This window comes from uncultured Tateyamaria sp., assembly GCF_947488715.1.
Classification (GTDB): Bacteria; Pseudomonadota; Alphaproteobacteria; order Rhodobacterales; family Rhodobacteraceae; genus Tateyamaria.
In genome coordinates, this window is the sequence record NZ_CANLAG010000002.1 from 712,677 (window position 1) to 733,374 (window position 20,698).

Annotated in this window: 21 protein-coding genes, 1 tRNA gene and 1 pseudogene; 2 read left to right on the forward strand and 21 right to left on the reverse strand. The window is 58.0% G+C overall.

The genetic code is table 11. The annotated features are described in order from the left end of the window. Positions 1-67: 67 nt before the first annotated feature. The 4 genes from rpsB to Q0936_RS07845 form a co-directional block, all read right to left on the reverse strand. Complete coding sequence (gene rpsB / locus Q0936_RS07830) at positions 68-868, reverse strand: 30S ribosomal protein S2 (RefSeq protein ID WP_299145300.1); 801 nt, start codon at positions 866-868, stop codon at positions 68-70. Positions 869-1,157: 289 nt separating this feature from the next. Further along, entirely contained in the window at positions 1,158-1,991 is an 834-nt protein-coding gene (locus Q0936_RS07835) for a lysophospholipid acyltransferase family protein (RefSeq protein WP_299297815.1), read from the reverse strand. Further along, on the reverse strand, positions 1,988-2,743 hold the full coding sequence (locus Q0936_RS07840; protein WP_299297817.1) for a GNAT family N-acyltransferase: 756 nt from the start codon (positions 2,741-2,743) through the stop codon (positions 1,988-1,990). Before Q0936_RS07840 ends, Q0936_RS07835 begins: the two co-directional genes overlap by 4 nt. A 102-nt stretch (positions 2,744-2,845) precedes the next feature. Then, positions 2,846-3,028, reverse strand: a complete 183-nt coding sequence (locus Q0936_RS07845; protein ID WP_299145292.1) for a DUF3553 domain-containing protein — start codon at positions 3,026-3,028, stop codon at positions 2,846-2,848. Between the two features lie 38 nt (positions 3,029-3,066). Here Q0936_RS07845 and Q0936_RS07850 point away from each other — a divergent pair, with 38 nt between their 5' ends. Further along, positions 3,067-3,660 (forward strand): histidine phosphotransferase family protein, encoded by a 594-nt coding sequence (locus Q0936_RS07850; protein ID WP_299145289.1) that lies wholly within the window; start codon positions 3,067-3,069, stop codon positions 3,658-3,660. Here Q0936_RS07850 and Q0936_RS07855 read toward each other — a convergent pair. The 10 genes from Q0936_RS07855 to Q0936_RS07900 all read right to left on the reverse strand — a co-directional run bounded on the left by Q0936_RS07855 (position 3,657) and on the right by Q0936_RS07900 (position 11,801). Beyond that, positions 3,657-4,922, reverse strand: a complete 1,266-nt coding sequence (locus Q0936_RS07855; protein ID WP_299297819.1) for a glutamate-5-semialdehyde dehydrogenase — start codon at positions 4,920-4,922, stop codon at positions 3,657-3,659. The two genes, Q0936_RS07850 and Q0936_RS07855, sit on opposite strands and share 4 nt — an antisense overlap. 54 nt (positions 4,923-4,976) lie before the next feature. Then, entirely contained in the window at positions 4,977-6,083 is a 1,107-nt protein-coding gene (gene proB / locus Q0936_RS07860; RefSeq protein ID WP_299297821.1) for a glutamate 5-kinase, read from the reverse strand. Further along, a complete protein-coding gene (gene obgE / locus Q0936_RS07865; RefSeq protein WP_299145282.1) occupies positions 6,071-7,105 on the reverse strand; it encodes a GTPase ObgE in 1,035 nt (344 codons plus the stop codon). Before obgE ends, proB begins: the two co-directional genes overlap by 13 nt. Before the next feature lie 76 nt (positions 7,106-7,181). Further along, complete coding sequence (locus Q0936_RS07870) at positions 7,182-7,718, reverse strand: GNAT family N-acetyltransferase (RefSeq protein WP_299297823.1); 537 nt, start codon at positions 7,716-7,718, stop codon at positions 7,182-7,184. A gap of 2 nt (positions 7,719-7,720) precedes the next feature. Then, the gene (locus tag Q0936_RS07875) at positions 7,721-8,323 is read right to left on the reverse strand and encodes a LysE family translocator (RefSeq protein ID WP_299297824.1); all 603 of its coding nucleotides are present in this window, start codon (positions 8,321-8,323) and stop codon (positions 7,721-7,723) included. Further along, a complete protein-coding gene (locus Q0936_RS07880; protein ID WP_299145277.1) occupies positions 8,320-8,871 on the reverse strand; it encodes a GNAT family protein in 552 nt (183 codons plus the stop codon). The genes Q0936_RS07875 and Q0936_RS07880 overlap by 4 nt, the downstream gene beginning before the upstream one ends. A 79-nt stretch (positions 8,872-8,950) precedes the next feature. Continuing rightward, complete coding sequence (rpmA, locus tag Q0936_RS07885; RefSeq protein ID WP_299145275.1) at positions 8,951-9,220, reverse strand: 50S ribosomal protein L27; 270 nt, start codon at positions 9,218-9,220, stop codon at positions 8,951-8,953. 12 nt (positions 9,221-9,232) lie between these two features. After that, positions 9,233-9,931, reverse strand: a complete 699-nt coding sequence (locus tag Q0936_RS07890; RefSeq protein ID WP_299297826.1) for a 50S ribosomal protein L21 — start codon at positions 9,929-9,931, stop codon at positions 9,233-9,235. 191 nt (positions 9,932-10,122) lie between these two features. Then, positions 10,123-10,896, reverse strand: a complete 774-nt coding sequence (locus Q0936_RS07895) for a DUF2059 domain-containing protein (RefSeq protein ID WP_299297828.1) — start codon at positions 10,894-10,896, stop codon at positions 10,123-10,125. Beyond that, the gene (locus Q0936_RS07900) at positions 10,896-11,801 is read right to left on the reverse strand and encodes a DUF2059 domain-containing protein (protein ID WP_299297830.1); all 906 of its coding nucleotides are present in this window, start codon (positions 11,799-11,801) and stop codon (positions 10,896-10,898) included. The genes Q0936_RS07895 and Q0936_RS07900 overlap by 1 nt, the downstream gene beginning before the upstream one ends. Before the next feature lie 91 nt (positions 11,802-11,892). Here Q0936_RS07900 and Q0936_RS07905 point away from each other — a divergent pair. Beyond that, positions 11,893-11,982: transfer RNA gene (locus Q0936_RS07905), tRNA-Ser, on the forward strand. A 105-nt stretch (positions 11,983-12,087) separates the two neighbouring features. On the opposite strand, the gene Q0936_RS07910 is transcribed toward Q0936_RS07905, so the two are convergent. The 7 genes and pseudogenes from Q0936_RS07910 to Q0936_RS07940 all read right to left on the reverse strand — a co-directional run bounded on the left by Q0936_RS07910 (position 12,088) and on the right by Q0936_RS07940 (position 19,719). Next, the gene (locus Q0936_RS07910) at positions 12,088-13,110 is read right to left on the reverse strand and encodes a tyrosine-type recombinase/integrase (protein WP_299297832.1); all 1,023 of its coding nucleotides are present in this window, start codon (positions 13,108-13,110) and stop codon (positions 12,088-12,090) included. A 95-nt stretch (positions 13,111-13,205) separates the two neighbouring features. Continuing rightward, on the reverse strand, positions 13,206-13,670 hold the full coding sequence (locus Q0936_RS07915) for a helix-turn-helix domain-containing protein (RefSeq protein WP_299145265.1): 465 nt from the start codon (positions 13,668-13,670) through the stop codon (positions 13,206-13,208). A 6-nt stretch (positions 13,671-13,676) separates the two neighbouring features. Beyond that, positions 13,677-13,877 carry a helix-turn-helix domain-containing protein gene (locus tag Q0936_RS07920; protein WP_299145263.1) on the reverse strand — a complete coding sequence of 67 codons (201 nt, stop codon included), beginning with the start codon at positions 13,875-13,877 and terminating at the stop codon, positions 13,677-13,679. 84 nt (positions 13,878-13,961) lie between these two features. Continuing rightward, positions 13,962-14,777 (reverse strand): hypothetical protein, encoded by an 816-nt coding sequence (locus tag Q0936_RS07925; RefSeq protein ID WP_299145261.1) that lies wholly within the window; start codon positions 14,775-14,777, stop codon positions 13,962-13,964. After that, a complete protein-coding gene (locus tag Q0936_RS07930) occupies positions 14,778-15,998 on the reverse strand; it encodes a hypothetical protein (RefSeq protein WP_299145259.1) in 1,221 nt (406 codons plus the stop codon). A gap of 276 nt (positions 15,999-16,274) precedes the next feature. Beyond that, positions 16,275-17,608, reverse strand: a pseudogene (locus tag Q0936_RS07935) (IS1182 family transposase). A 389-nt stretch (positions 17,609-17,997) separates the two neighbouring features. Then, entirely contained in the window at positions 17,998-19,719 is a 1,722-nt protein-coding gene (locus Q0936_RS07940; RefSeq protein WP_299145257.1) for an ATP-binding protein, read from the reverse strand. Between the last annotated feature and the right edge of the window lie 979 nt (positions 19,720-20,698).

Sequence of the window (20,698 nt, forward strand, 5' to 3'; positions counted from 1 at the left end):
GGCTCTCCTCAAATAGATATGTGTCGCGACGGGCCTTGCCCGCCGCACATGTCAGTCGTGTGACGCTTCAGCTTTCAGCAGGCGCTTCGGCTGCAGCCTCTGCAGCGGGTGCCTCTTCGGCCACGGCTTCTTCGACGGGGGCTTCTTCCATCGCGCCAAGGTCAACACCAGCCGCACCCAGTTGAGCGCTCATGCCGTCGAGAGCCGCGCGCGATGCCAGATCGCAATACAGAGCGATGGCACGGGCCGCGTCGTCATTGCCGGGGATGATGTAGTCCACACCGTCGGGCGAGCAGTTTGTATCGACCACGGCCACAACCGGGATACCCAGCTTGTTGGCTTCGGCCACGGCCAGCGCTTCTTTCTTGACGTCGATGACGAAAAGCAGGTCGGGACGACCGCCCATTTCGCGGATACCGCCCAGCGACGCTTGCAGTTTGCCCTGGTCACGTTCCATGCCCAGACGCTCTTTCTTCGTCAGGCCTTCGAAGCCGCGCTCGGATTGCTCGTCGATCGACTTCAGACGGTTGATCGACTGAGACACGGTCTGCCAGTTGGTCAACGTGCCGCCCAGCCAGCGGTGGTTCATGTAGTATTGCGCGCATTTCTCAGCGGCATCGGCGATCGGCTGTGCCGCCTGACGCTTGGTGCCGACGAACAGAACGCGGCCACCCTTGGCAACTGTGTCGCGCACAGCTTGCAGGGCCTGGTCCAGCATCGGAACCGTCTGTGTCAGGTCCATGATGTGGATGCCGTTACGCGCGCCGTAGATGAACGGGCCCATACGGGGATTCCAACGCTGTGTCTGGTGACCAAAGTGTACGCCCGCTTCGAGCAGCTGACGCATGGAGAACTCGGGAAGAGCCATGTGCTATATCCTTTTTCCGGTTTTCGCCTTGCTCAGGGTATCAGTGCGGATGCACCAACCGGTGGACGGTCCGGGGATGTCTCCCCCATACGCCCGCCCCGAGCTGCGGATTGAATGCGCGGGCCTTAGGCCACCCCGGCCGGATTGGCAAGACACAATCGACACATCACGTGCGCCGGGCAGACCTAGACGCCAAATGGCCATGACGTTTCTCTGGACTTGGACGTATACCAAGCGGCCACATTCCTTGGCTCAGGTCAGCAAAACAGGCCAAGAATAGCGTCGCGCGTCAGCGCGTCCTTTGGGTCACGGCATGCCCCGCGCGCACCTTTTCTTCGGTTCGCGCGGCCAGCATCTTGCGATCCGCGACATCGCTCACTTTGATCGCTGGGTGATACACAACCTCAACACGCCCCTGACGCCCTTGCGCCAGTGTTGTCAGCAAGTGCGAGGCAAAGTCCATATCACCCCACCAGCCATAAAGCCGGGGGTCCGCCCCCTCCGGTGGATGATAGTTCACGGACACCGCCTGTACGCTCATGCGATTGGCCAGTTCAGGTGCGAAAAACGCGGCAAAGAGCGTGGTCTTGAACGGCAGAACTTGCTGGCCGTCCGTGCTGGTGCCTTCCGGGAAAAACAACAAGCGGTGCCCTGCCCTGATCCGCGCCTCAAACAACGCGGTTTGCTCTTTGGCTTGACGCCGGTCGCGGGCGATGAAAACCGTACCGGTGATCCGGGCCAGAAAACCGATCCCCGGCCAACGCGCCACTTCGGACTTGGACACAAAGTACACGCGGTCCGACGCATTCAACACAAAGATATCCAGCCAGCTTGTATGGTTCGCGACAATTGCGCCCTCGCCTTGCATGGGCTGCCCCGACCGGCCAAAGCGCAAGCCCATCCAGAACAACGACACACGGCAGACCGCCTGCGTGACCCACGGGCTTAAGGGTCTCTTTGCACCGCAAAACGGACGCTCGATCACACGCAGCGGCAACAAGACCAACAATCCGGTCAGCACGGTCAACAGGATGATGCTGCCGCGCACCGCAACGCGCACCCATCCCATAGCCGAAATGTTGTGGCTTTCGGGCGGTTGATCGCCTTCCCACGTGGTGGTCACGCCCCACCTCCGTAGATTTTCTTCTGACGTTCCGACATCGCCGCAGTGTCCATGATCAAACACACATCGGTCGTGTTAAAGGCGTGGTCCACATAAGCCCCGTCGCCAACAACACCGCCCAGACGCAGATAGGCTTTGATCAGCGACGGGATCTGGACCATGGCTGCGGGACGATCAATCTCATCCTCACGCAACAGATCCATCCGTGTACCATGCGGCGGTTTGGCCGTAACGCGCAGTTCTGGGTCCGCCAAATGCCGGTGATGCAACAGCGACAGTGGCTGCGCCAAACTGTCGACATCCGTACCGCGAAACGACGCAACCCCGAACAGGATCTCGACCCCGTGCTGCGCCACATAGTCCGCCAGACCATTCCACAGATGATACATCGCCGGGCCGCCGCGATAGGCGGGATGCACACAAGAGCGTCCCAACTCCAACACGCGCCGATTTGTGGCCTTCAGCGGTGTCAGATCGTATTCGTCCTCTGAATAGAACTGCCCGGCCTCGCGCGCGCGTTCGGCCAGCAACATGCGGTAAACCCCGACCAATCGCCCCGCCGCATCATCATAAAGCAGCAGATGATCAAAATACGGATCGAACCGATCCCGTTCCAGTCCCGCGTCATGGTCAACCATATCCCCGGTGCCACCCAACTCGACCACGAACACGTCATAGCGCAGCGCCTGAGCCGCACGCATGTCGTCATCGGTCTGCGCCAAGGTTACGCGGAATTTCGGAGTGGTGGTCATTTGCATCGCCGCGCATCTATCGCGGCAAGACGGCCAAGGTAAAGTCTCTGATGTATCATCACGACCAATGGTTGCATCGCGTTAATGATTCAGAAAGGATAATCAGGCATCAAACACGGCGACCAAGGCCACACGGGTGCCGTCGATCACGACCTTTCCGGTTTCCGGGAAATTGACTGTGACACGCGCACCAATGTTGCTTTGGACCTGACCGATACCCCACTCCGTATGGTCGGGATGCCGCACAAACATGCCGGGGGCCAAAATGGCGTTGAGATCTTCCATATCCGACCTTTCCGGAACTCAGTTTGTGGGGGCCGCCCATGGGCCAGAGTAACGTCAATCTCGCCGCTCTGATCGGAAGCCGCATCTGCCATGACCTGATATCGCCAATCGGCGCGATCAACAACGGTCTGGAATTGCTGGGCATGTCGGATGCACGGGACGGTCCGGAAATAGACCTCATTTCCGAAAGCGTGGAAAACGCTAGCGCGCGTATCCGTTTTTTCCGCATCGCCTACGGTGCGGCCAGCGAACAACCCATGGGCCGTGCCGAAGTGGTGTCGATCCTGTCCGACACCATGAAAGGCAGCCGCCTCAAGGTGGCCTATGGGCCGCTGGACGAAAAACCACGGTGGGCCGTGCGCATGGCGTTCCTCGCGATCCAATGTCTGGAAACCAGCATGCCCTACGGCGGCCGCGTCGAGGTGAATTGCGACAACGGAGTGTGGACGATCACAGGTTTCTCGCCCAAGTCGAACCCCGACCCCGCGTTGTGGGCTTTGCTGGGCGGCGCTGATCCGCAAAATCTAGCGCCGGCACATGTGCAATACGCGCTATTGCCTGCCGTCGCCCGCGACGCCAGCCGGTCAATTACACATGACATCGAACCAGAGCGCCTGCGCATCCATTTCTAGGCGCGCACAGTCCCCTGACCACGCACCAGGTATTTGAAACTGGTCAGCTGAGCCGCACCGACGGGACCGCGCGCGTGCATCTTGCCCGTTGCGATCCCAATCTCGGCACCCATGCCAAATTCGCCACCATCAGCAAACTGCGTCGACGCATTGTGCATCAAGATTGCGCTGTCGAGCTCCGTCAGAAAACGGTTCGCTGCAACATCATCCTCGGTGAGGATACAGTCGGTGTGGTTTGATCCATAGGTCCGGATGTGGTCCATCGCACTGTCGAGGTCCGGAACAATGCGCGCCGCAATCTCCATGTCGAGGTATTCTTTTCCCCAGTCCTGATCGGTCGCCGCCAGAACGCCGTCCAGGCTTTGCAACCCTGCGTCCGCGTGCACCGTGACACCCGCATCCATCAGCGCGCCGACAACCCCGCGCCCTACCGTGTCAGCCACGTCTTTGTGGATCAATAGACACTCCGCCGCGCCACAAATGCCCGTGCGCCGGGTTTTGGCGTTCAACACGACCTTCAAGACCGTCTCTGGGTCCGCTTCCTTGTCGATGTAGACATGCACAATCCCCTCGAGATGGGCAAAGACCGGCACACGCGCCTCGCGCTGCACCAACCCGACCAGCCCCTTGCCCCCGCGCGGCACAATGACGTCGATGATGCCTGTCATCGTGAGCATTTCGCTGACGGCGGCGCGGTCACGGGTGGGCACAAGCTGGATCGCATCTTCGGGCAAATTGGCATCTGTCAACCCTTTGATCAAAGCGGCGTGGATCGCCGTGGAGGAATGAAAACTCTCGGAACCGCCACGCAGGATTACCGCATTCCCCGCCTTAAGGCACAGCGCACCCGCATCCGCAGTCACATTCGGGCGGCTTTCGTAGATGACGCCGATCACGCCCAGTGGCGTGCGCACACGCTGAATGTTCAAGCCGCTGGGCTGGGTCCATTCGGCCAGCACCTCACCAACGGGATCGGCCTGTTCCGCCACAGCGCGCAGACCATCGACAATGGATTGAACACGCTCTTCGTCCAGCCGCAGGCGGTCCATCATGGCCGCTGACAGACCTTTGTTCTGACCGAATTCCATGTCCAGCGCATTGGCCGCGATAATCGCATCGCGGTTGGCCCAGACATGTTCCGCCGCAGAAATCAGCGCCGCATGTTTGCGCTCTGCACTCGCAAACGCCAGTTTGGCCGACGCCGCTTTGGCACGCGCACCAATGTCAGCCATCAAGGCGGGGATATCTGCAAGATCTTTCATGTGTCGCGTCCTTTGAACGGCGGAAGGTCCGCCACGAATATAGGTTTGCCTGCGTTACAGCGCCATATCATCCCGATGGATCAACGCGGCGCGGCCCGGATACCCCAACAAGCCCTCGATCTCAGCGCTTTGGTGGCCTTTGATCTTCTTGGTTTCGTCTGCTGTATAGCGGCTGAGCCCAATGCCCATTTGATGCCCGTTTTGATCAGAGATCGCGACAGGGTCGCCGCGCCCAAATGCACCATGCACTGCATGAACTCCGGCGGGTAACAAGCTGTTTCCACGCGACAAAGCACGCGCAGCCCCTGCGTCGAGTGTTACAGTGCCCAACGGTTTCATCGCGGCGATCCAACGTTTACGCGCGGCTTGCGGGTCAAGTGTCGCGGTGAACCACGTCGCGTTTGCGCCTGTGTCCAAGGCCTGCAGCGGGCGCAACGCGGCACCATGGCAAATCGCCATCGCGCAGCCTGCGGCTGTTGCCGTTTTGGCCGCCATCAGCTTGGTTTTCATACCCCCCTTGGACAGCCCCGAACCCGCGTCGCCTGCCATCTTTTCAATCTCGGGCGTGATCTGGTCGATAACGTCATAGCGCGTAGCATTGGGATCGTCGGACGGGTTTGCGGAGTAAAAGCCATCGACATCGGACAACAGGACAAGGGTGTCGGCCCCGATGGTTGCCGCAATCTGTGCCGCCAGCCGGTCATTGTCACCAAAGCGGATTTCATCCGTCGCAACGGTGTCGTTCTCGTTCACAATCGGAAGCGCACCCAATGACAGGAGTTGCTCCAATGTGGCGCGGGAGTTGAGGTAGCGGCGGCGGTCCCGGCTGTCTTCGAGGGTCATCAACACTTGCGCGGTGGTGATGCCGTGGGGGGTCATTACCTCTTCGTAGGCGCGCGCCAGTCGGATTTGACCCACGGCTGCTGCGGCCTGAGACTGTTCCAATGCGAGGTCCGTGCCTGGCAGGCCAAGAACGCCGCGCCCCAGCGCAATTGACCCGGACGACACCAGAACAACCTGGACACCAGCCGCGTTGAGCCATGCCACATCTTCGGCCAGTCCGCGCAGCCAATCCGCGCGCAAGTCGCCGGTGTCGCGGTGGACCAACAGGGCCGAGCCGATTTTGACCACCAATCGACGTGCTGTTGTCAGGGACGCCATGGCTCGACCTCTTCCTGCGGAGCCATGCGCAGGCGGTCGTCATCAATCTGACCGCGCAACGCGCGCAGCACCTCGGTTACACCTTCGCGGGCCACGCTGGACATCATCATGACCGGACCGCCCGAGGCATCCTCCAGCGCTTTGCGCGCCTCCGCACGCTCTTCGTCGTCGAGCGCGTCAATCTTGTTCAGGACCGTGATGCGCGGTTTTTCCGCAAGATCACCGCCGTAAGCTTCCAGCTCACCAATGATCGTGGCGTAGTCCTGAGCCACGTCTTCGGACGTGCCGTCGATCAAATGCAACAACACCGCGCAGCGTTCCACGTGACCAAGGAACAAGTCGCCCAAGCCCCGCCCATCGGACGCGCCTTCGATCAGGCCGGGGATATCGGCGACGACGAACTCAGCGTTGTCCACACCCACGACGCCCAGGTTCGGGTGCAATGTGGTGAACGGGTAATCCGCGATTTTGGGGCGCGCATTGGACGTGGTCGCCAGAAAGGTCGACTTGCCCGCATTGGGCAGACCCAACAGGCCCACATCCGCAATCAGCTTGAGCCGCAACCAAAGCGTCCGTTCCACACCGTCCTGTCCGGGATTGGACCGGCGCGGTGCCTGGTTTGTGGCGGATTTGAAGTGCAGGTTGCCCCAACCGCCATTGCCCCCGCGCGCCAGTTCGACGCGTTGGCCCAGCTCGGTCATGTCGGCAATCAGCGTTTCCTGATCCTCATCGAGGATCTCTGTCCCCACGGGGACACGCAGCACGATATCGTCGCCGTCCTTGCCCGTGCGCTGGCGTCCCATGCCGGGCACGCCGTTCTTGGCAAAGAAGTGCTGCTGATAGCGGAAATCGATCAGCGTGTTCAGCCCGTCGACTGCCTCGGCCCAGACCGATCCGCCGCTGCCGCCATCGCCGCCATCGGGGCCACCGTATTCGATATACTTTTCGCGCCGGAACGAGATGCACCCGTTCCCGCCCGAACCGGAGCGGATGTAGACTTTGGCCAGATCAAGAAACTTCATGGCTGGGGTCCTAGTGCAGATCGCGGCCAAAGGGAACGGCGTTTCGCGCGCGTCCCCTCAGGCCGGAGTGCGGGGGTCAGAGTTTGCGGCTGTAGGTCCAAGTGGGCACAGCGGCATCGCGGGCAACACAGAAAGATTCTGCATCACCCAGATATTCGAAACCACAATGCGTCAGCACACGGGCCGAGGCCGGATTGTCCTGAAAGACCGCGGCAAACATCGTGTCGTTCTGCATCGGGTTGGCGTCGACCAAGGCCTGCACAGCATCCGACGCAAGACCGGTGTTCCAGAAAGGCGGTCCAACCCAATAGGCAACCTCGGACTGGTTGCGATCCATACGTTGCAGAGAAATCACGCCCATCACTTCGGCACCACCGGTCTTGAGCCCGTCCATGGCCCAGACGTCTTCGTCCCGGTCATCTGACATGGCACGGGTGACAAAGGCTTCGGTCATTGCGGGCGGCACCGGGTGCGGGAGGGACGTCGTCATACGCGCGACACGGGCATCGCTGGCATACATTTCGATCAAGCCCATGTCGGACTTGCGCAATGGACGCAGCACAAAGCGGTCGGTCTCGATCACGGGTTGGGTCACGATCTTCTCCATCTCCATTGTTATGTTCCTCCTCCGAACAAAACAAACAGCACTGACGCGACGGTCAGCCCTGCGAGGGTGTACATCAGATAGGGTTCCGCACGGGTTCCTGCGAGGGTCCGCGCGATATGATCACCGGCAAGTGTCCACAAAGGATGCAGAACAACCTGCGTTGCCAGCAATATCGCGGCGATGGTTGCCGTTGCGATAACGGGATCAGTGCCGGGGCTGACAAAGCCGGTGAACCCGGCCACGATCATCGCCCATGCCTTGGGATTGAGCGGGTGCACAATAAGACCCGCGGCAAATCCTGGCGGGGTTGCTGCCGCATCGGACGGGCCGAGGCGCAGGTGCGCAACCTTCCATGCCAGCCACAGGATATAGGCCGCTGACACCCATTTGAGCGCTTCGAACACCCAAGGCGCCCGTGCCGCCAGCTCCATCAAGCCAAAGCCCACCGGCCAGATAACAAACTGTTTGCCCAAGGCGACACCTGCCACAAACGGCAGCGCCGCCCGGAACCCAAAGCGTGCGCCAGTGGCCAACAGGGCCATGTTCGCAGGCCCCGGCGTTCCAATCTGGCTGGCCGCAAAGACGGCGAATGTGGCGGCCGCGACGCTCATGGCAACCGCACCAGGTCGCGATCCAGAAGACCCATCATCAGGTCGTCATGCCAGGCATCACCGATCAGAGCAGCCTCACGTTCCCGCCCTTCGACGACAAAACCAACCTTTTCATAGGACCCAATCGCACGGGCGTTAAAGTCCAGCACACGGCATCCAAGGCGGTGCAGGCCCATCGTATCAAACGCATGGGCGGCCAACAGCTGCATCGCTTCGGTGCCAAACCCCTGCCCCAGCGCATCCGGATCCAGAATACCAATCGCAATCTGGGCGCGTTTGTCCGCGTGATTGACCGTGTGCAGCCGCAGCGCGCCAATCAGCTTGCCATGGGCCTCGATGATCCACGCATAGGCCTCGTTTGTCTGGGATTGCACCCAGAACTCAGCAGCCTCTTGGGTGATGTCCCGCACTTGCGCGGGGTCCGCCCCGAACATCGCATGGATTTGCGGCGTGTTGCCGAGGGCAAAGCGCGCATCCACATCGCCAGGTCCCGTGTCGCGCAGTGTCACGCGCGGGCCGGTCAGAATGGGTTTGTCGTGTTGGGCCATGATGTGCCCTCGCTTGAAAAAGAAAAAGGGACCGGCGGTGTCCGCCGATCCCTGATTTTCAAAACCTTGTGGGTCCGGCTTATTCAGCGGCCTCCGCGACTGGGAGCACGGAAATGAACGTACGGTTCTTGAGACCCTTGTGGAAGGTCACAGCGCCGTCGACAGTTGCAAAGATCGTGTGGTCTTTGCCCATGCCAACGCCTTCGGCCGGCCAAAACTTGGTGCCGCGCTGACGCACGATGATGTTTCCGGGAATGACAGCTTCGCCGCCATATTTCTTCACGCCAAGACGGCGGCCAGCGGAGTCGCGACCGTTACGGGATGAACCGCCTGCTTTTTTATGTGCCATGCGTCTCTCTCCTTAACCTTTGGTCTTTTCCTGGGCCTGAGCGATCCAGCCTTCACGCTCGATCCGGCCTTTGAAAGACAGTTTCTCGTCCATATCAGCAACATCTTCGGGCGTCCATGCCGCGATTTGCGCGAACGTGGTGACACCGTTTTCGTGCAGCTTTTTCTCAAGCGCGGGGCCCACACCGGACAACTCCTTAAGATCGTCAGCGCCTGCGGCGGCTGCGGCCTTCTTGGGGGCTGCCTTTTTGGCCTCTTTCTTGGGGGCCTCGGCGGGTGCTTCAGCCTTGGGGGCTTCGGCTTTCTTGGCTTTCTTCGGTGCAGCGGCGGCGGCAACCACGGCGGCCACGCCAAAGCCTGCGCCGTTTTCAGCAGCCATCACGCCCGACTTGCCTGCGCCAGAGGCGAGGATGTCGGTCACACGCACCAGCGTCAGTTGCTGGCGGTGGCCCTTGGTCCGCTTGGAGCTGTGCTTCCGGCGGCGCTTGACGAAGTTGATCGTCTTGGGACCCTTGATCTGTTCGATGACTTCGGCTTGGACGCCTGCATCGGCCACAACGGGCGAACCAACGACGGGGCTGTCGCCACCGATCATCAGAACTTCGTTGAATTGGACTTTGTCACCTGCATTTGCGGCCAGTTTTTCAACGCGGAGCGTGTCGCCCGATTGAACTTTGTACTGTTTGCCGCCGGTTTTCAGAACCGCGAACATATGGTCGTTCCTTTGTCTACCGCGTCCTGTGGCCCCGGTACCCCGGTGTTTGTGACCGTGCCTTGCGCACGCCCGCCTCGAACAGCGCGTCCCATTTGGGGACGTCATTGAATCAAAACCGGCCAGCGTCGTGCTGGCCAGAGATGCGGGCTTATCCGCAGATCATGGGAATGAGTCAAGCACCAAAGCCGCTAGAGCTCGTTTTGTGGCGCCAATCGTCCGGCGGCCTGTCCGATGGCATAGGACAGCGTGACATAGCTCTGACCAAACGCCTCGAACAGGGCATCGTCCACGGCGTCCCCAACGTCGGTTTTCCAGAACGCCGTCAGGACTGCCACTTCGTCTGCGGTCATCGCAGATTGGATCAGTGCATAGTACCCGCGCAGCCAGCCTTCGCTGTCTTCTGCGATGGCCGCACGCAATGCGTCTGTGTCGGGCAAGTCACCTGTGCCCGCGCCGTCAATAAGCCCTTCGAAAAAGGCGATACGAGCCGCGACGCCCACATCCGTGTTTCGTGCCACCAGCGCGCGCGCACCGAGGTATTTGGTCACTTGTTCACTCTGAGCAGAGGGCGCAGACCGCGCCGCAGCCTCAACTGTGTCGTCGGTGAAGGCTTGGCGCGCCTGAACTTCCAGTGCGATGGCTTTGGCGCCCAGGTCGCTTTGCAGAAACAACAACGCCTGTTCGGCCATGTCCGGGTCCAGCTGCGCCTGCATGACCGCCCGCATTTCCTGTTCCATCCGAGTAGGGTCATAGAGGCGTCGCACGGTTTCAGCCCAGACATCGCCGCCCTGCCCGCCCAGATACGCCTCATCGACAAACGCGCCGCTCTCCGCACCTTCACTTGCGAAAATCCGGATCAGTTCAGGTACGCCAAGCGCGTCGACTACCGCATCAACGTCCGCCGCAACCGCAGACGCGCACAGCATCCACAACGAAACAACACTTGTTAGAAAGCGTGTCATCACAACTCCTGACTGGGCTGCAAGCGCTGCATTGCAACGGCCAGTGCTTCGAACCGATTGGCCATGATCTCGTATTGCACCGCATTCATCAGGTCATAAACGTGGCGCATGCGCGGATGCTCAAGCGCCTCGGCGTAGGTGAGCACTTCGGCATCCGAAAAGGACTGATAGGTATAGGCCGCACCCGTCAGCGCGCCCGCCGCAATTTCGGCTGTCATCGCCTCTTCGTCCGCTTTGAAAAGCTCGCGCAGCCCTTCTTCGTCGCGCTGCAGTTCGATCACGCCTGCGCCGGCGGCGGCCATAATAAACCGTACCTGCACCTCAAGTATGGCCCGCACAGCCGTGCCAGCACTGTCGGAGGCCGCGTTCATACGGCGTATGTAGTCGAGGCGCGGGCTGTCGATGCCTTCCAAGGCGGCAACGATGTCTGCGCCGCTTTCCAATTTCACGCTGTCATCTTCGGTCAGATGAGACGCATTTTCCGCCACGACCAGCCGTTGTCCGAGATCTGTGGCATAGAAATCCGCCGCATGGGTCAACATTTCGTCGTCCAGCGTTTGCTCTAGGATATCGAGCGCCATGTCATGCATGGTCTCGGTGGCAAACACCTCTTCGGTCAGCCTGATCCACTCCGTTCCGAATGTTTCCGCTTGCATCCCAAGGATTTGAGGTGCGGAACTGGCGGTCAATCGGATGCTTTCTAGTGCCACGTCAAAGCCGGTGACTTCGAGAAAGTCCTGCAACTTGGCGCGGTCTGCCGCCAGAACCAAGCCCGGCAACGCGGCAACGCACCACACAGACAACAAACACAGACGTAAAACGCGCATAATGATCCCTTCGGTCTGCCCGTCGCGCGCGATGTCGGCGAAACAGGTGCGTTTCAACGTATGCAATTTGGCTGGCACGTCCACCAAATTTCCCGTGTGCGTCAGTTTGCGCAAAAACTGCCTTGCCCTCGGACGGCGTAGGTTCTAATTGGGCGCACCAGACCCCCGCGGAGAGGTGCCGGAGTGGTCGAACGGGGCGGTCTCGAAAACCGTTGTGGGTGCAAGCCCACCCAGGGTTCGAATCCCTGTCTCTCCGCCATTCACTCTTACTTTCCCCTTGTTTTTAAACGATGGCATTTACCTTTTGGGTTTGCGTTCCCACACTCATTCCCACACTTGGCGTCCGCTTGAGCTGTCCATTCCGTCACTCTCTTTCCCCGGTGATCAGGCGACGTTGATCGTCTCGGCTGATTTGTCCATAGCTACGAAGAGTGGTCAGCGGGTCCGAGTGGCCAAGGTTTTGCGCGTTGGCGATGAACTCGGCCACGGTCTTGCTGGTCTTCGCCGCGTGGCGGGCCAGCATGTGCCGGAAAGCGTGCGGACCATAAGGGGGCAAACCGGCCACCTCGAAAGCGGTGTTGACGATCTTGCGGACAGGTTCGGTCGTCTTCCAATGCGCGCGGGTGAACCCGCAGGCTGTGAACCCTTTATTTGACTGCGCCGACAGGGCCGTGGCGGGAAACAAGGGATCGTCGGGGCTGTAGAGTGCCGCCTCGTCGAGATAGGTTATCCAGTCGCGCAGCGGGGCTTCGGCCTCTGCAAACTCCTTGGCGAAGAACGTGTCAATTCGCTTGCCGAACTTGGTGGCCACCTCGCGCGGGTTTTGTGTGACGGACTTTTCATCCAAATCCACGTGCTTGATCTTGAGCGACGTCAGCGCCTCGACGCGGATGCCGGTGAGGCATAGCAGCGCGAAGATCGCTTTGTCGCGCATTTGGCGCGGCGTCTCGCTGGGCATCATGGACATGGCGCGCTTTGCTTGGCGAAGGCTGGGCGCAGGTCGCTCGGGGGCGGCGCGGGCTTCGGCTTCATCGCGTCGGGACAGTTGGAAATAGCTGGAGTCAGCCGTCTTGATCCTGCGCCGGAACCCCTCTTGCTGGGATAGCCACAGTGTGAACTCGCGGAGTGTGGCCATAATCGTACGGGTGGTAGATTTGGCCAGCGGCCTGCCGGTCGCGCCTTTGGCTTGGTCCAGATGTTCACGAAAGCCCACGGCCCAATCAATGTGGAACTTCGCAAAATCCCTGCGTTTGTTCCACAGGTCGAAGCGCTCAAGATGGGCAATCTCGCGGTCCAGGGTCTTGTCCGAGACCTGCTTGGCGTGCTTTCGATAGGTCAGGAACTCGCGCTTGGTCCGCTCGTTTTTTTCGTTGAGTTGGGTAGTCATCAGAGCCTCCAATTTGCTCATGTTTCGCCTGTCAAGAACCCTGCCAATCGCGGCAGGCTGCAAGTGGAAGATCAGGGGGGCATCTGTCCGCCTCTTTAATGTCGATTCCTGGCGGTTGTTTCGGAACGGGTGTCTGGCGTTTCGGGTGCCTCGCCCCGCAACGTCACATCGAAAACATTGGCGAGGATCACGACGCGTTCATGCGCGATGGGTTTGTGCATGATCGTGTCGCAGGTCTCGCACAACGCGGTGAGTTTCGCGCGGGTGCCATCCGTTTCGCAATCGACTAGACCGCCCGCCGGTTTGCGGGCTGCGCGGCATTTCAAGCAATAGAACTCGTCAGGCGACAGGCGCGATTTTCGCCCCTGTCTCTGGCCTTGGATGTAGCTGATGAGTGCATCGCCACGAACCAGCGTTGGCCGCTCATCCGTCATGGCCATCAGGCCTTGCTTGATCCACGCCCGAATGGTGCGGTCAGAGACGCCGGTGACATCCGCCGCCTCTGGGATCGTGTAGCAGCGGAGCGATTTTATTCCGCTAAGTTTGGCTGACTTGGGCATATGGTTTCACGCCTCATGCCGTGCCAGCCAGTCTCGGATCGCGTCCACCCGGACAAGTCGCCGCGTGCCGATCTTGATGCTGGGCAAATCGCCTTTGGCCAACGCCGCAAAAAGCGTTGTGCGTCCGATGCCTGCAAGCCGTGCCGCCTCGTCCGGGGACACGGCGATTGGGGCATGTTTCGGGGTTGGTTCGTTCAGGTCCGTCATGGTTCAAACTCCATCATTTGAAGATGGGTGAACCGTCGCGGACTTATGCTGGATCAAAACAGGGCTTGGGTTTCCATCCAGTTTTCATCCACCCCGAAATTCGGAGACATATGCCTTCACCGTAGACAGTTTGGGAGCCGGGTCGTCTGGGCGTTGCCTGCGATAATCCAGCAAAACGGCCTTTGCTTCCTCGTTTCGCCCCTTCTCTGCCACTCCTCGCGCGGCACGATCTGCAAGCATGGCCTTAAAGCGGTCGCGGTAAATGCTCGGTCGCCCGCCGGTCGATCTTGGCGGCGCGCCTACGGATTCGGCTACACTCACAGACTTCCGTAGGCGCGTCGCCCCCAAGTCCAACTGGACCATCTGGTCGAGAGTGAAGGTTCCGGCGTCACGATACGGCAAATGCCCAGCGGCGGTGACGACAAGGGCGTATTCGCGCCGTATTTGACCGCGCAGGGCGTTCTCAAGGCTTACCAGATTATCTTCATTTTGAAGGCAGGTGTGAAAGTAAACAACCGCTCGCCCGCCGGGTGTGTCCACCAGCCCCACACGCCATGTCTGCGGCCCGAGTTGCGATATGCCCCCCTGCGAACACTCAAAGGTAGCGTGTAGTTGTTCCACCAGCGAGGCAAGGTTGGCGCGGACGGCAACAAGGTCCGCATACTCAACATGGACAAATCCTAGTTCGGGGCAATAATGGCCGTAAGTCCCGCCCTCGAAGGCGATCTCGGCATCGTGCGGTATGTCGCAATTCTCACAGAGCACCGATTGCACCAAACCGTCGCGTTGGATCAGACCGGCATCTAGCAACACGCCATATCGCGCATCGCCCCGATAGGCATGCGCCGCGACCTTCCCGGCTTGCCCGATGATCTCACAGAGCAAGGAAACCGCGTCCAATTAGTAGTCCTCGATCACGTCAAGTTCGGGCGACGGCGGCGCAATCAGGTTCCATCGCTCCAACAAGTTGATGGCCAGTTGGTAGTCTGCTTCGGTCTTGTTGGGGATTGTGGTGGTGTTCGGGCTGCGCAAGGTTACGGTCAGCGTGCGGCGGCGCTTCCCATCTTGCGCCGCCATGACAATCCGCAGGGTAGCAGCCACGATCTGCCATCCACCGGCCTTGAGCGGAGATACCTGCCCGAACCGTCCGTCGAGAAATTGATAGATCGTTTCGCCATCACCACGTTTCTCAAAGCGAGCAATACCGCCGCCAGTTGAGAAAAAATCGAGCGACGAAACCTCTACGCCCTCCACGCCATCTGCCGGTTCTACTGGAAACGCGGGGTTAGATCGCAACGTGTTCAGCAATAGGTCGCGGCGCGGTGCTTCTATGGGTGGTTCGGAGCCTGGCGCAAAGTGCTTTGAAAAGGCTTGCGCATATTCATCGCGGACCTTCTTTCCACCAGCGGCGCAAATCTCGACAATTCGCTCAGTTGGTTTACAGGCTATGCCCAGTTCTAACACTCGCTGAAATACTTTTCGCTCCAAACCTTCCGACGGTCCAAAGGTCAATTCACTGGCGGCGCGGTCTTCAACATAGATTGTCGCTTGGACAATCTCAGTTTCCTGGCCCGTGATAGGATGAATGCGCACTGCGCGATACCAATCGGCCTCGCGTTTGCGATGTGCGGGCAGATTCAAAATGCCTATTGCGTCAGTAACGAATGCAGTGCGCACTATATCGTCTTCCAACGCCCATGCCTGTCCGTCATCGTCAAACTGGAAAGCAGACCAATTCTTGCCGCCTGTGCGTCTGTTCAAAGAGGTTTGAACGGCCACTCGTTCAAATGCTTTTGGGTAATCCAACGCCAGCATCAAAAGCACGTCTTGGACACCTTCAAAGCCCTCCAGATCAATGCCCATCATCGGACAGACCTGTTCAGCGCTCACCATCGTGGCATCATTGGCCAGACTAGCAAGATGATCCAGTTCCGCCTTGAGGCGGTCTTGTTGGGCTGCAGGCAGATCGTTAATGACCGCGTTGAGGTCTGATACAAATGCTGTACCGCGGCCAGCACTGATCCAATTGAACTCTTCAGGCATTCCAATAATTTTTGCTGCAAAATACGCCTTTAAACGCCCGCTGGGAGCCTTGCGTAAAAATCCACTGTATGATGCCATGTATTTATGACCCCTACGATCACTTCCGTCTAGATATGGTGTCCACGGTCGGTTCCTGCAAGCTGAATCAGTTCGCACTCTTATTACTAGTCTTATGTGACCACTGCGGCTGATACAAAAACGCCTAATCGGCAAGGAAGTCGATTGACAGTACAGAAGCCAAAAGAGAGCGTCGACCGCGCGGGCGCAATCGTTTCGGGCGGATTCTGCTGAAAAACAAAAAAAATTGCGGGCGCAGAAAGTGACGTGCTGAACGGAGCACAAGCGCCTTTCTGATCAGGCTTTTTGCGTTTGCTGCGGTGCAGGAAAGATCTTGGCTAGTTCGCGCAGGTTCCGGTCGGTTGCGGCGAGGAGGAATTCGTTTTTTTCGCCGCATGGGCCACGCAATCGCAATCGTCCCAACCCCAAGATACGTTTGAGATGGGCGAAGAACATTTCAACCTTCTTTCTGCGTTTGGTTGATACTTTGTACTGTTTAATTTTTCGGATGGCGCGCGCAACATCACTGGCGCCTTCATGTTCTTCGCGGGTGGTCTTGCAGGTATCGGCGTTTGGGGAGCACTTCATCTTTGACGGGCATGCCGGACATTTGTGTTTGAGAGCCCGATACTTGGCGACACCTTTGCCCGTGGGGCCACGGTTCGGATCAGAATAATTCCGGCGGAATTGCTTGGGCGCCTCGCCGTCAGGGCAGATGTACTGGTTGTTATCGGCGTCCCATTCGAAGTCGGCACGGGACCATGTGCCATCGGTGCGACCTGCTTTGTCGATCACCGGAATGTGCGGCGCGATGTTGCGCTTCGCCAGCCAGTCCAGCATCGGGCCGGAGCCGTAGGCGGTATCCGCGATCAGACGTTCAGGATCTAGATCGAACTTATCTTTTACCCGGTTCAACATGGTCTTGGTTGATCCCATTGCAGCCTGCCGGATTGACCGCGTCGCCTCTACGTCACTACAACACCGTGATCTGTGTCGATCAGGTAATTGTCCGAATAGGCAAAGAAAGCCGGCCCTTTGCGTGCTGCGGTCCACTGGCTGGCCGGATCAGAGAAGGACGTAAACTTCGGCTGCACCTCGCTCGCGGCACCAAACGCCTCTTTATCTAATGTATCGAGATACTCGCGCACAGCGCGTGGAGCGGCCGCAACATCAATGCGATTGATATCCCATCCTTCTTTGGAGGCTGAGAACTGCCTGTTCGCATCCGCCTCGATCATACTGGCATCAACCGCCATGCGTTGACCGCTCAAGAGACCCTCTACGATGCAGCGCGCCACTGTCGTCTCGAACAGATGGCGCAGGAGTTCGCTGTCCCGGAAACGACCGTGCCTGTTCTTCGAAAACGTTAAGTGGTCCGGGATCCGATCATTGAGATCGAGACTGCAGAACCAGCGATACGCTAGGTTCAATTGGACCTCTTCGCACAACCGCCGTTCGGAGTGGATACCAAAGCAATACCCCACCAAGAGCATCTGGATTAGGAGTTCTGGATCGACAGAAGGGCGGCCCGTGTGGCTGTAGAAGTCGGCAAGATGGCCGCGGATGCTGCGCAGATCGACAAACCTGTCATTCGACCGAAGCAGATGATCTTGCGGTACATGGTCTTCCAGCTAGAACACACAAATCAACGCCGCCTGCGCTTCTTGCCTCTGTCCCAACATTGCCAATCCCTCCCTACAGAACGAATTGAATCATCGACTTAACCGGCAATCAAGGAAGAGTTTTTCAACAAAATGGGCGGAAAGCGGAAGTTCGCTGCGGACGCAAAACCAAAACTTCGGAGCAGAGAAAGCGGACTTTGCAAAGTCTGACGAATTTGAATGCCAGTTTGAACCGAAACAACTATTGGAAAGCCTGCACTACACGGTCACTTGGCCATCAAAATGTCTCTCCTGTTTGGACTGATTGAGTGACGCAACCCGCACTTAACCAAATTCGATTTCAACCATGGCGTATCCAGCATGGACTGAACTTCAGCTGCCGTACACAGCGTTCCTAGTCAAGGCGCATCAAGCAGCCCTTCGACATGGACCTGGAGGTCGGCAAGCTTGATGGGCTTGGGCAAAAAAAGATCCGCTTTTGAGAGCGCAGCCGTATCGGCGAATTTCTCGGTGGGCGCAAATCCGGACATGAGGATGAATCGCATCCCTCTGTACTCGGCTTTGACCAATGCCAGTAAATCATCGCCTTGCAGTTTCCCTGGGAGGTCGAAGTCGCACAGCACAAGGTGAACAGTCGGATCGCTTGATAGGTAACCGGCAGCCTCGTCTCCGCTCTCAAATGCCACGACATCGTAGGCAAGTCTTTCTAACATGAGACGCAAAATTCGGCGCAATTCACGGTTGTCTTCGACCAGTAGGATGCGGACGAAACTGCCTTTTTGGACAGCCGTCGAAATTGGAGCGGTCGTTGGTTCGGTGGGTTGAGATCGTTCAGTCGCGACAGGCAAGCACAACCTGACCGTTGTACCTTTGCCTTCGATACTGCTCAGAAAAATGTGACCGTTCGATTGTTCTATGAAACCCTTCACCATGGGTAGACCAAGACCTGAACCATCTCCGATGGGTTTCGTAGAAAAGAACGGTTCAAATGACTTTTTGATTGTTTCTTCGCTCATGCCAACGCCTGTGTCAGACACTGAGATGAAGGCACTCTTCGGTTGCAACTTTCCCTTCCACTTTGAACGGGTTTTTTCAAAACCGTACTCAAGGGTGAGCGTGCCGCCGTCTTTCATGGCTGTTTTGGCGTTAAGCGCCACATTCAACAACGCCGATTGCAGGAGGTTTGGATCAGCATAAACTGTCGGATCTTCCTCTGTGTACCGCGCATCCACTGCAATTGATGCGGGAAACACATTCCTGCAAAATACGATGAATGTGTCGATTAGGGCGCTAAGTGACACAGCCTCCGGTCTTAGTGCCTGTTGCTTGCCCATTGTAAGCAGCTGTCGACTGAGTGATGCTCCGCCCTCCACTGCCTCATTTGCTGACTGAATCAGGGCCGCTCTTTCATTTGGGTCATGCTCAAGTTCCAGAAGATGCAAGTTACCTGCGATGACACCGAGGATATTGTTGAAGTCGTGAGACACACCACTTGCGACCTGTCCGATAGCGTCCAATCGATTGGCTTGATCCAATGCGTCTTTCGTTGAACTCAATTCCTGCCACTGGTTTTGTGCAGCAGACAGTGCCAACCCAAAATATGGAACTACGCATACCACGACAGCAACGGCGCCTACGGATGCTGTTGTCCAGCTTTCTTCCATGATGATTAAAGTAGCGATAGCCGCAAAGGACGAAGCAATCGGTGCAACAACACAAGCCATGACTGGGCGGTAGGTCGCGTGAAACACCATTATGTTTATTGTCGCAGTAACCAATAGGGCAAGCGCCGCCATTTTAAAAACGTCGCCATCTAAGCGCCAAACCAGAAGAACTATAACGTTAAACGCGACAGCTCTCAAAAAAAGGAGCGACAAGACTGTCGGATACAAGGATGTTTTGCCCGTGTTCGCCGCGGCGCGCGCACATTTTTTTTCGGCTGTGAGCAAGATCGCGTACACAGAATATGCTGCTACGAACTCTAGGTGACCGAACAAAAAATAGGCGCCGAGTGCAGCGAACAAAAGCAACCCAAGGTGAGTGTAAAACAGCAGGCTTCCGATTGGCTCAGCATTGGCAATCGACGAAATTTGGGCGTATCTAGAAGCTTTCTTTTCCAATCCAAGCTACACGAACCTTGCGATGCTCAAACTTTCCGCAAGTAAATCAGGTAGTTGTTTCTGCCGTCCAGAAAAATCTGTTTTAGACCACGAAATTCAACTTTTGCGATAGCTTCATCCTGAGCAACTCCAGTATTAGGCGAAAAAGCAGACCTTAGGTTGGCTCTGGACATACAACAATGAACCACCAAACATGGGGCTGGGTGGCTTAACACCGATACAGAAATTGAAAGCAGCTTAGATTCTACTGATGCCCCCCCAAAAAAATGGGGGGATTACCGCGGCAATGAAGTTCCGTCTAACTCGTCGTTCCGCCGCAACACAGACAGCTATCCTTCCAACCATTTCCACGCAATAGCGCCAAGATAGTTTCCGCTTTCGACCGCGTAGACAGTAAGACGCTTTGGACCGTAACCATCGGCTTTTCGGAACTTCCGGTAGTTTCTTCGGTTTCTGGCAAGCCTGACCAGGCCGGACAGGGTAAGCACCAAGAACTCACCCTCGCCCTTCAATGGGATGGTATCCACGCTCTGCCAACCCGAAGCCAAAGCCTCCTCTGCCATCTGGTATGGATCTCGACGCTTTGGAAGCGAGTGTTTCAACGGATGCGGGCCCTTTGCCTATGTGTTCAATATAGTTGTTCCACTGCGCATTCACAATCCGAGGCTGCCCACTACGCTAATTTGGCGGAGCCCAGCCCGAAACGAATTTTGGTCAGGTCGGCAGGAAGGGAGGATGCGAAGTAGTGAGGCCGCGCACCGACGTAAAATCGCGCGACCTCACAGGCGCTGTGCCTTCTCGCCAAGCCGCAGCAGTACGTAGCGCGGCGAAGGGATTTTCAATGCTGCCAGCACGGAGCGGACATGGGTGTCGCTTTCGACTGATCACATCCAAGTGCTTTAGGCTTTGTTGCACAAATCGCGTGAGGGATTCCCTGTTTGGATTCAGTGGGGTAGCAACGGTGCATGAGCAGTTGGTC

Bases quoted from the DNA above. Each gene is read 5' to 3' on its own strand.
- Q0936_RS07895 (WP_299297828.1), bottom strand. From the start codon at position 10,896: ATGACACGCTTTCTAACAAGTGTTGTTTCGTTGTGGATGCTGTGCGCG.
- Q0936_RS07840 (WP_299297817.1), bottom strand. From the start codon at position 2,743: ATGACCACCACTCCGAAATTCCGCGTAACCTTGGCGCAGACCGATGAC.
- Q0936_RS07875 (WP_299297824.1), bottom strand. From the start codon at position 8,323: ATGAGCGTCGCGGCCGCCACATTCGCCGTCTTTGCGGCCAGCCAGATT.
- Q0936_RS07915 (WP_299145265.1), bottom strand. From the start codon at position 13,670: ATGCCCAAGTCAGCCAAACTTAGCGGAATAAAATCGCTCCGCTGCTAC.
- rpsB (WP_299145300.1), bottom strand. From the start codon at position 868: ATGGCTCTTCCCGAGTTCTCCATGCGTCAGCTGCTCGAAGCGGGCGTA.
- Q0936_RS07845 (WP_299145292.1), bottom strand. From the start codon at position 3,028: ATGGAAGATCTCAACGCCATTTTGGCCCCCGGCATGTTTGTGCGGCAT.
- proB (WP_299297821.1), bottom strand. From the start codon at position 6,083: ATGGCGTCCCTGACAACAGCACGTCGATTGGTGGTCAAAATCGGCTCG.
- Q0936_RS07880 (WP_299145277.1), bottom strand. From the start codon at position 8,871: ATGGCCCAACACGACAAACCCATTCTGACCGGCCCGCGCGTGACACTG.
- Q0936_RS07890 (WP_299297826.1), bottom strand. From the start codon at position 9,931: ATGTTCGCGGTTCTGAAAACCGGCGGCAAACAGTACAAAGTTCAATCG.
- Q0936_RS07920 (WP_299145263.1), bottom strand. From the start codon at position 13,877: ATGACGGACCTGAACGAACCAACCCCGAAACATGCCCCAATCGCCGTG.
- Q0936_RS07930 (WP_299145259.1), bottom strand. From the start codon at position 15,998: ATGGCATCATACAGTGGATTTTTACGCAAGGCTCCCAGCGGGCGTTTA.
- obgE (WP_299145282.1), bottom strand. From the start codon at position 7,105: ATGAAGTTTCTTGATCTGGCCAAAGTCTACATCCGCTCCGGTTCGGGC.
- Q0936_RS07850 (WP_299145289.1), top strand. From the start codon at position 3,067: ATGGGCCAGAGTAACGTCAATCTCGCCGCTCTGATCGGAAGCCGCATC.
- Q0936_RS07910 (WP_299297832.1), bottom strand. From the start codon at position 13,110: ATGACTACCCAACTCAACGAAAAAAACGAGCGGACCAAGCGCGAGTTC.
- Q0936_RS07870 (WP_299297823.1), bottom strand. From the start codon at position 7,718: ATGGAGATGGAGAAGATCGTGACCCAACCCGTGATCGAGACCGACCGC.
- rpmA (WP_299145275.1), bottom strand. From the start codon at position 9,220: ATGGCACATAAAAAAGCAGGCGGTTCATCCCGTAACGGTCGCGACTCC.
- Q0936_RS07855 (WP_299297819.1), bottom strand. From the start codon at position 4,922: ATGAAAGATCTTGCAGATATCCCCGCCTTGATGGCTGACATTGGTGCG.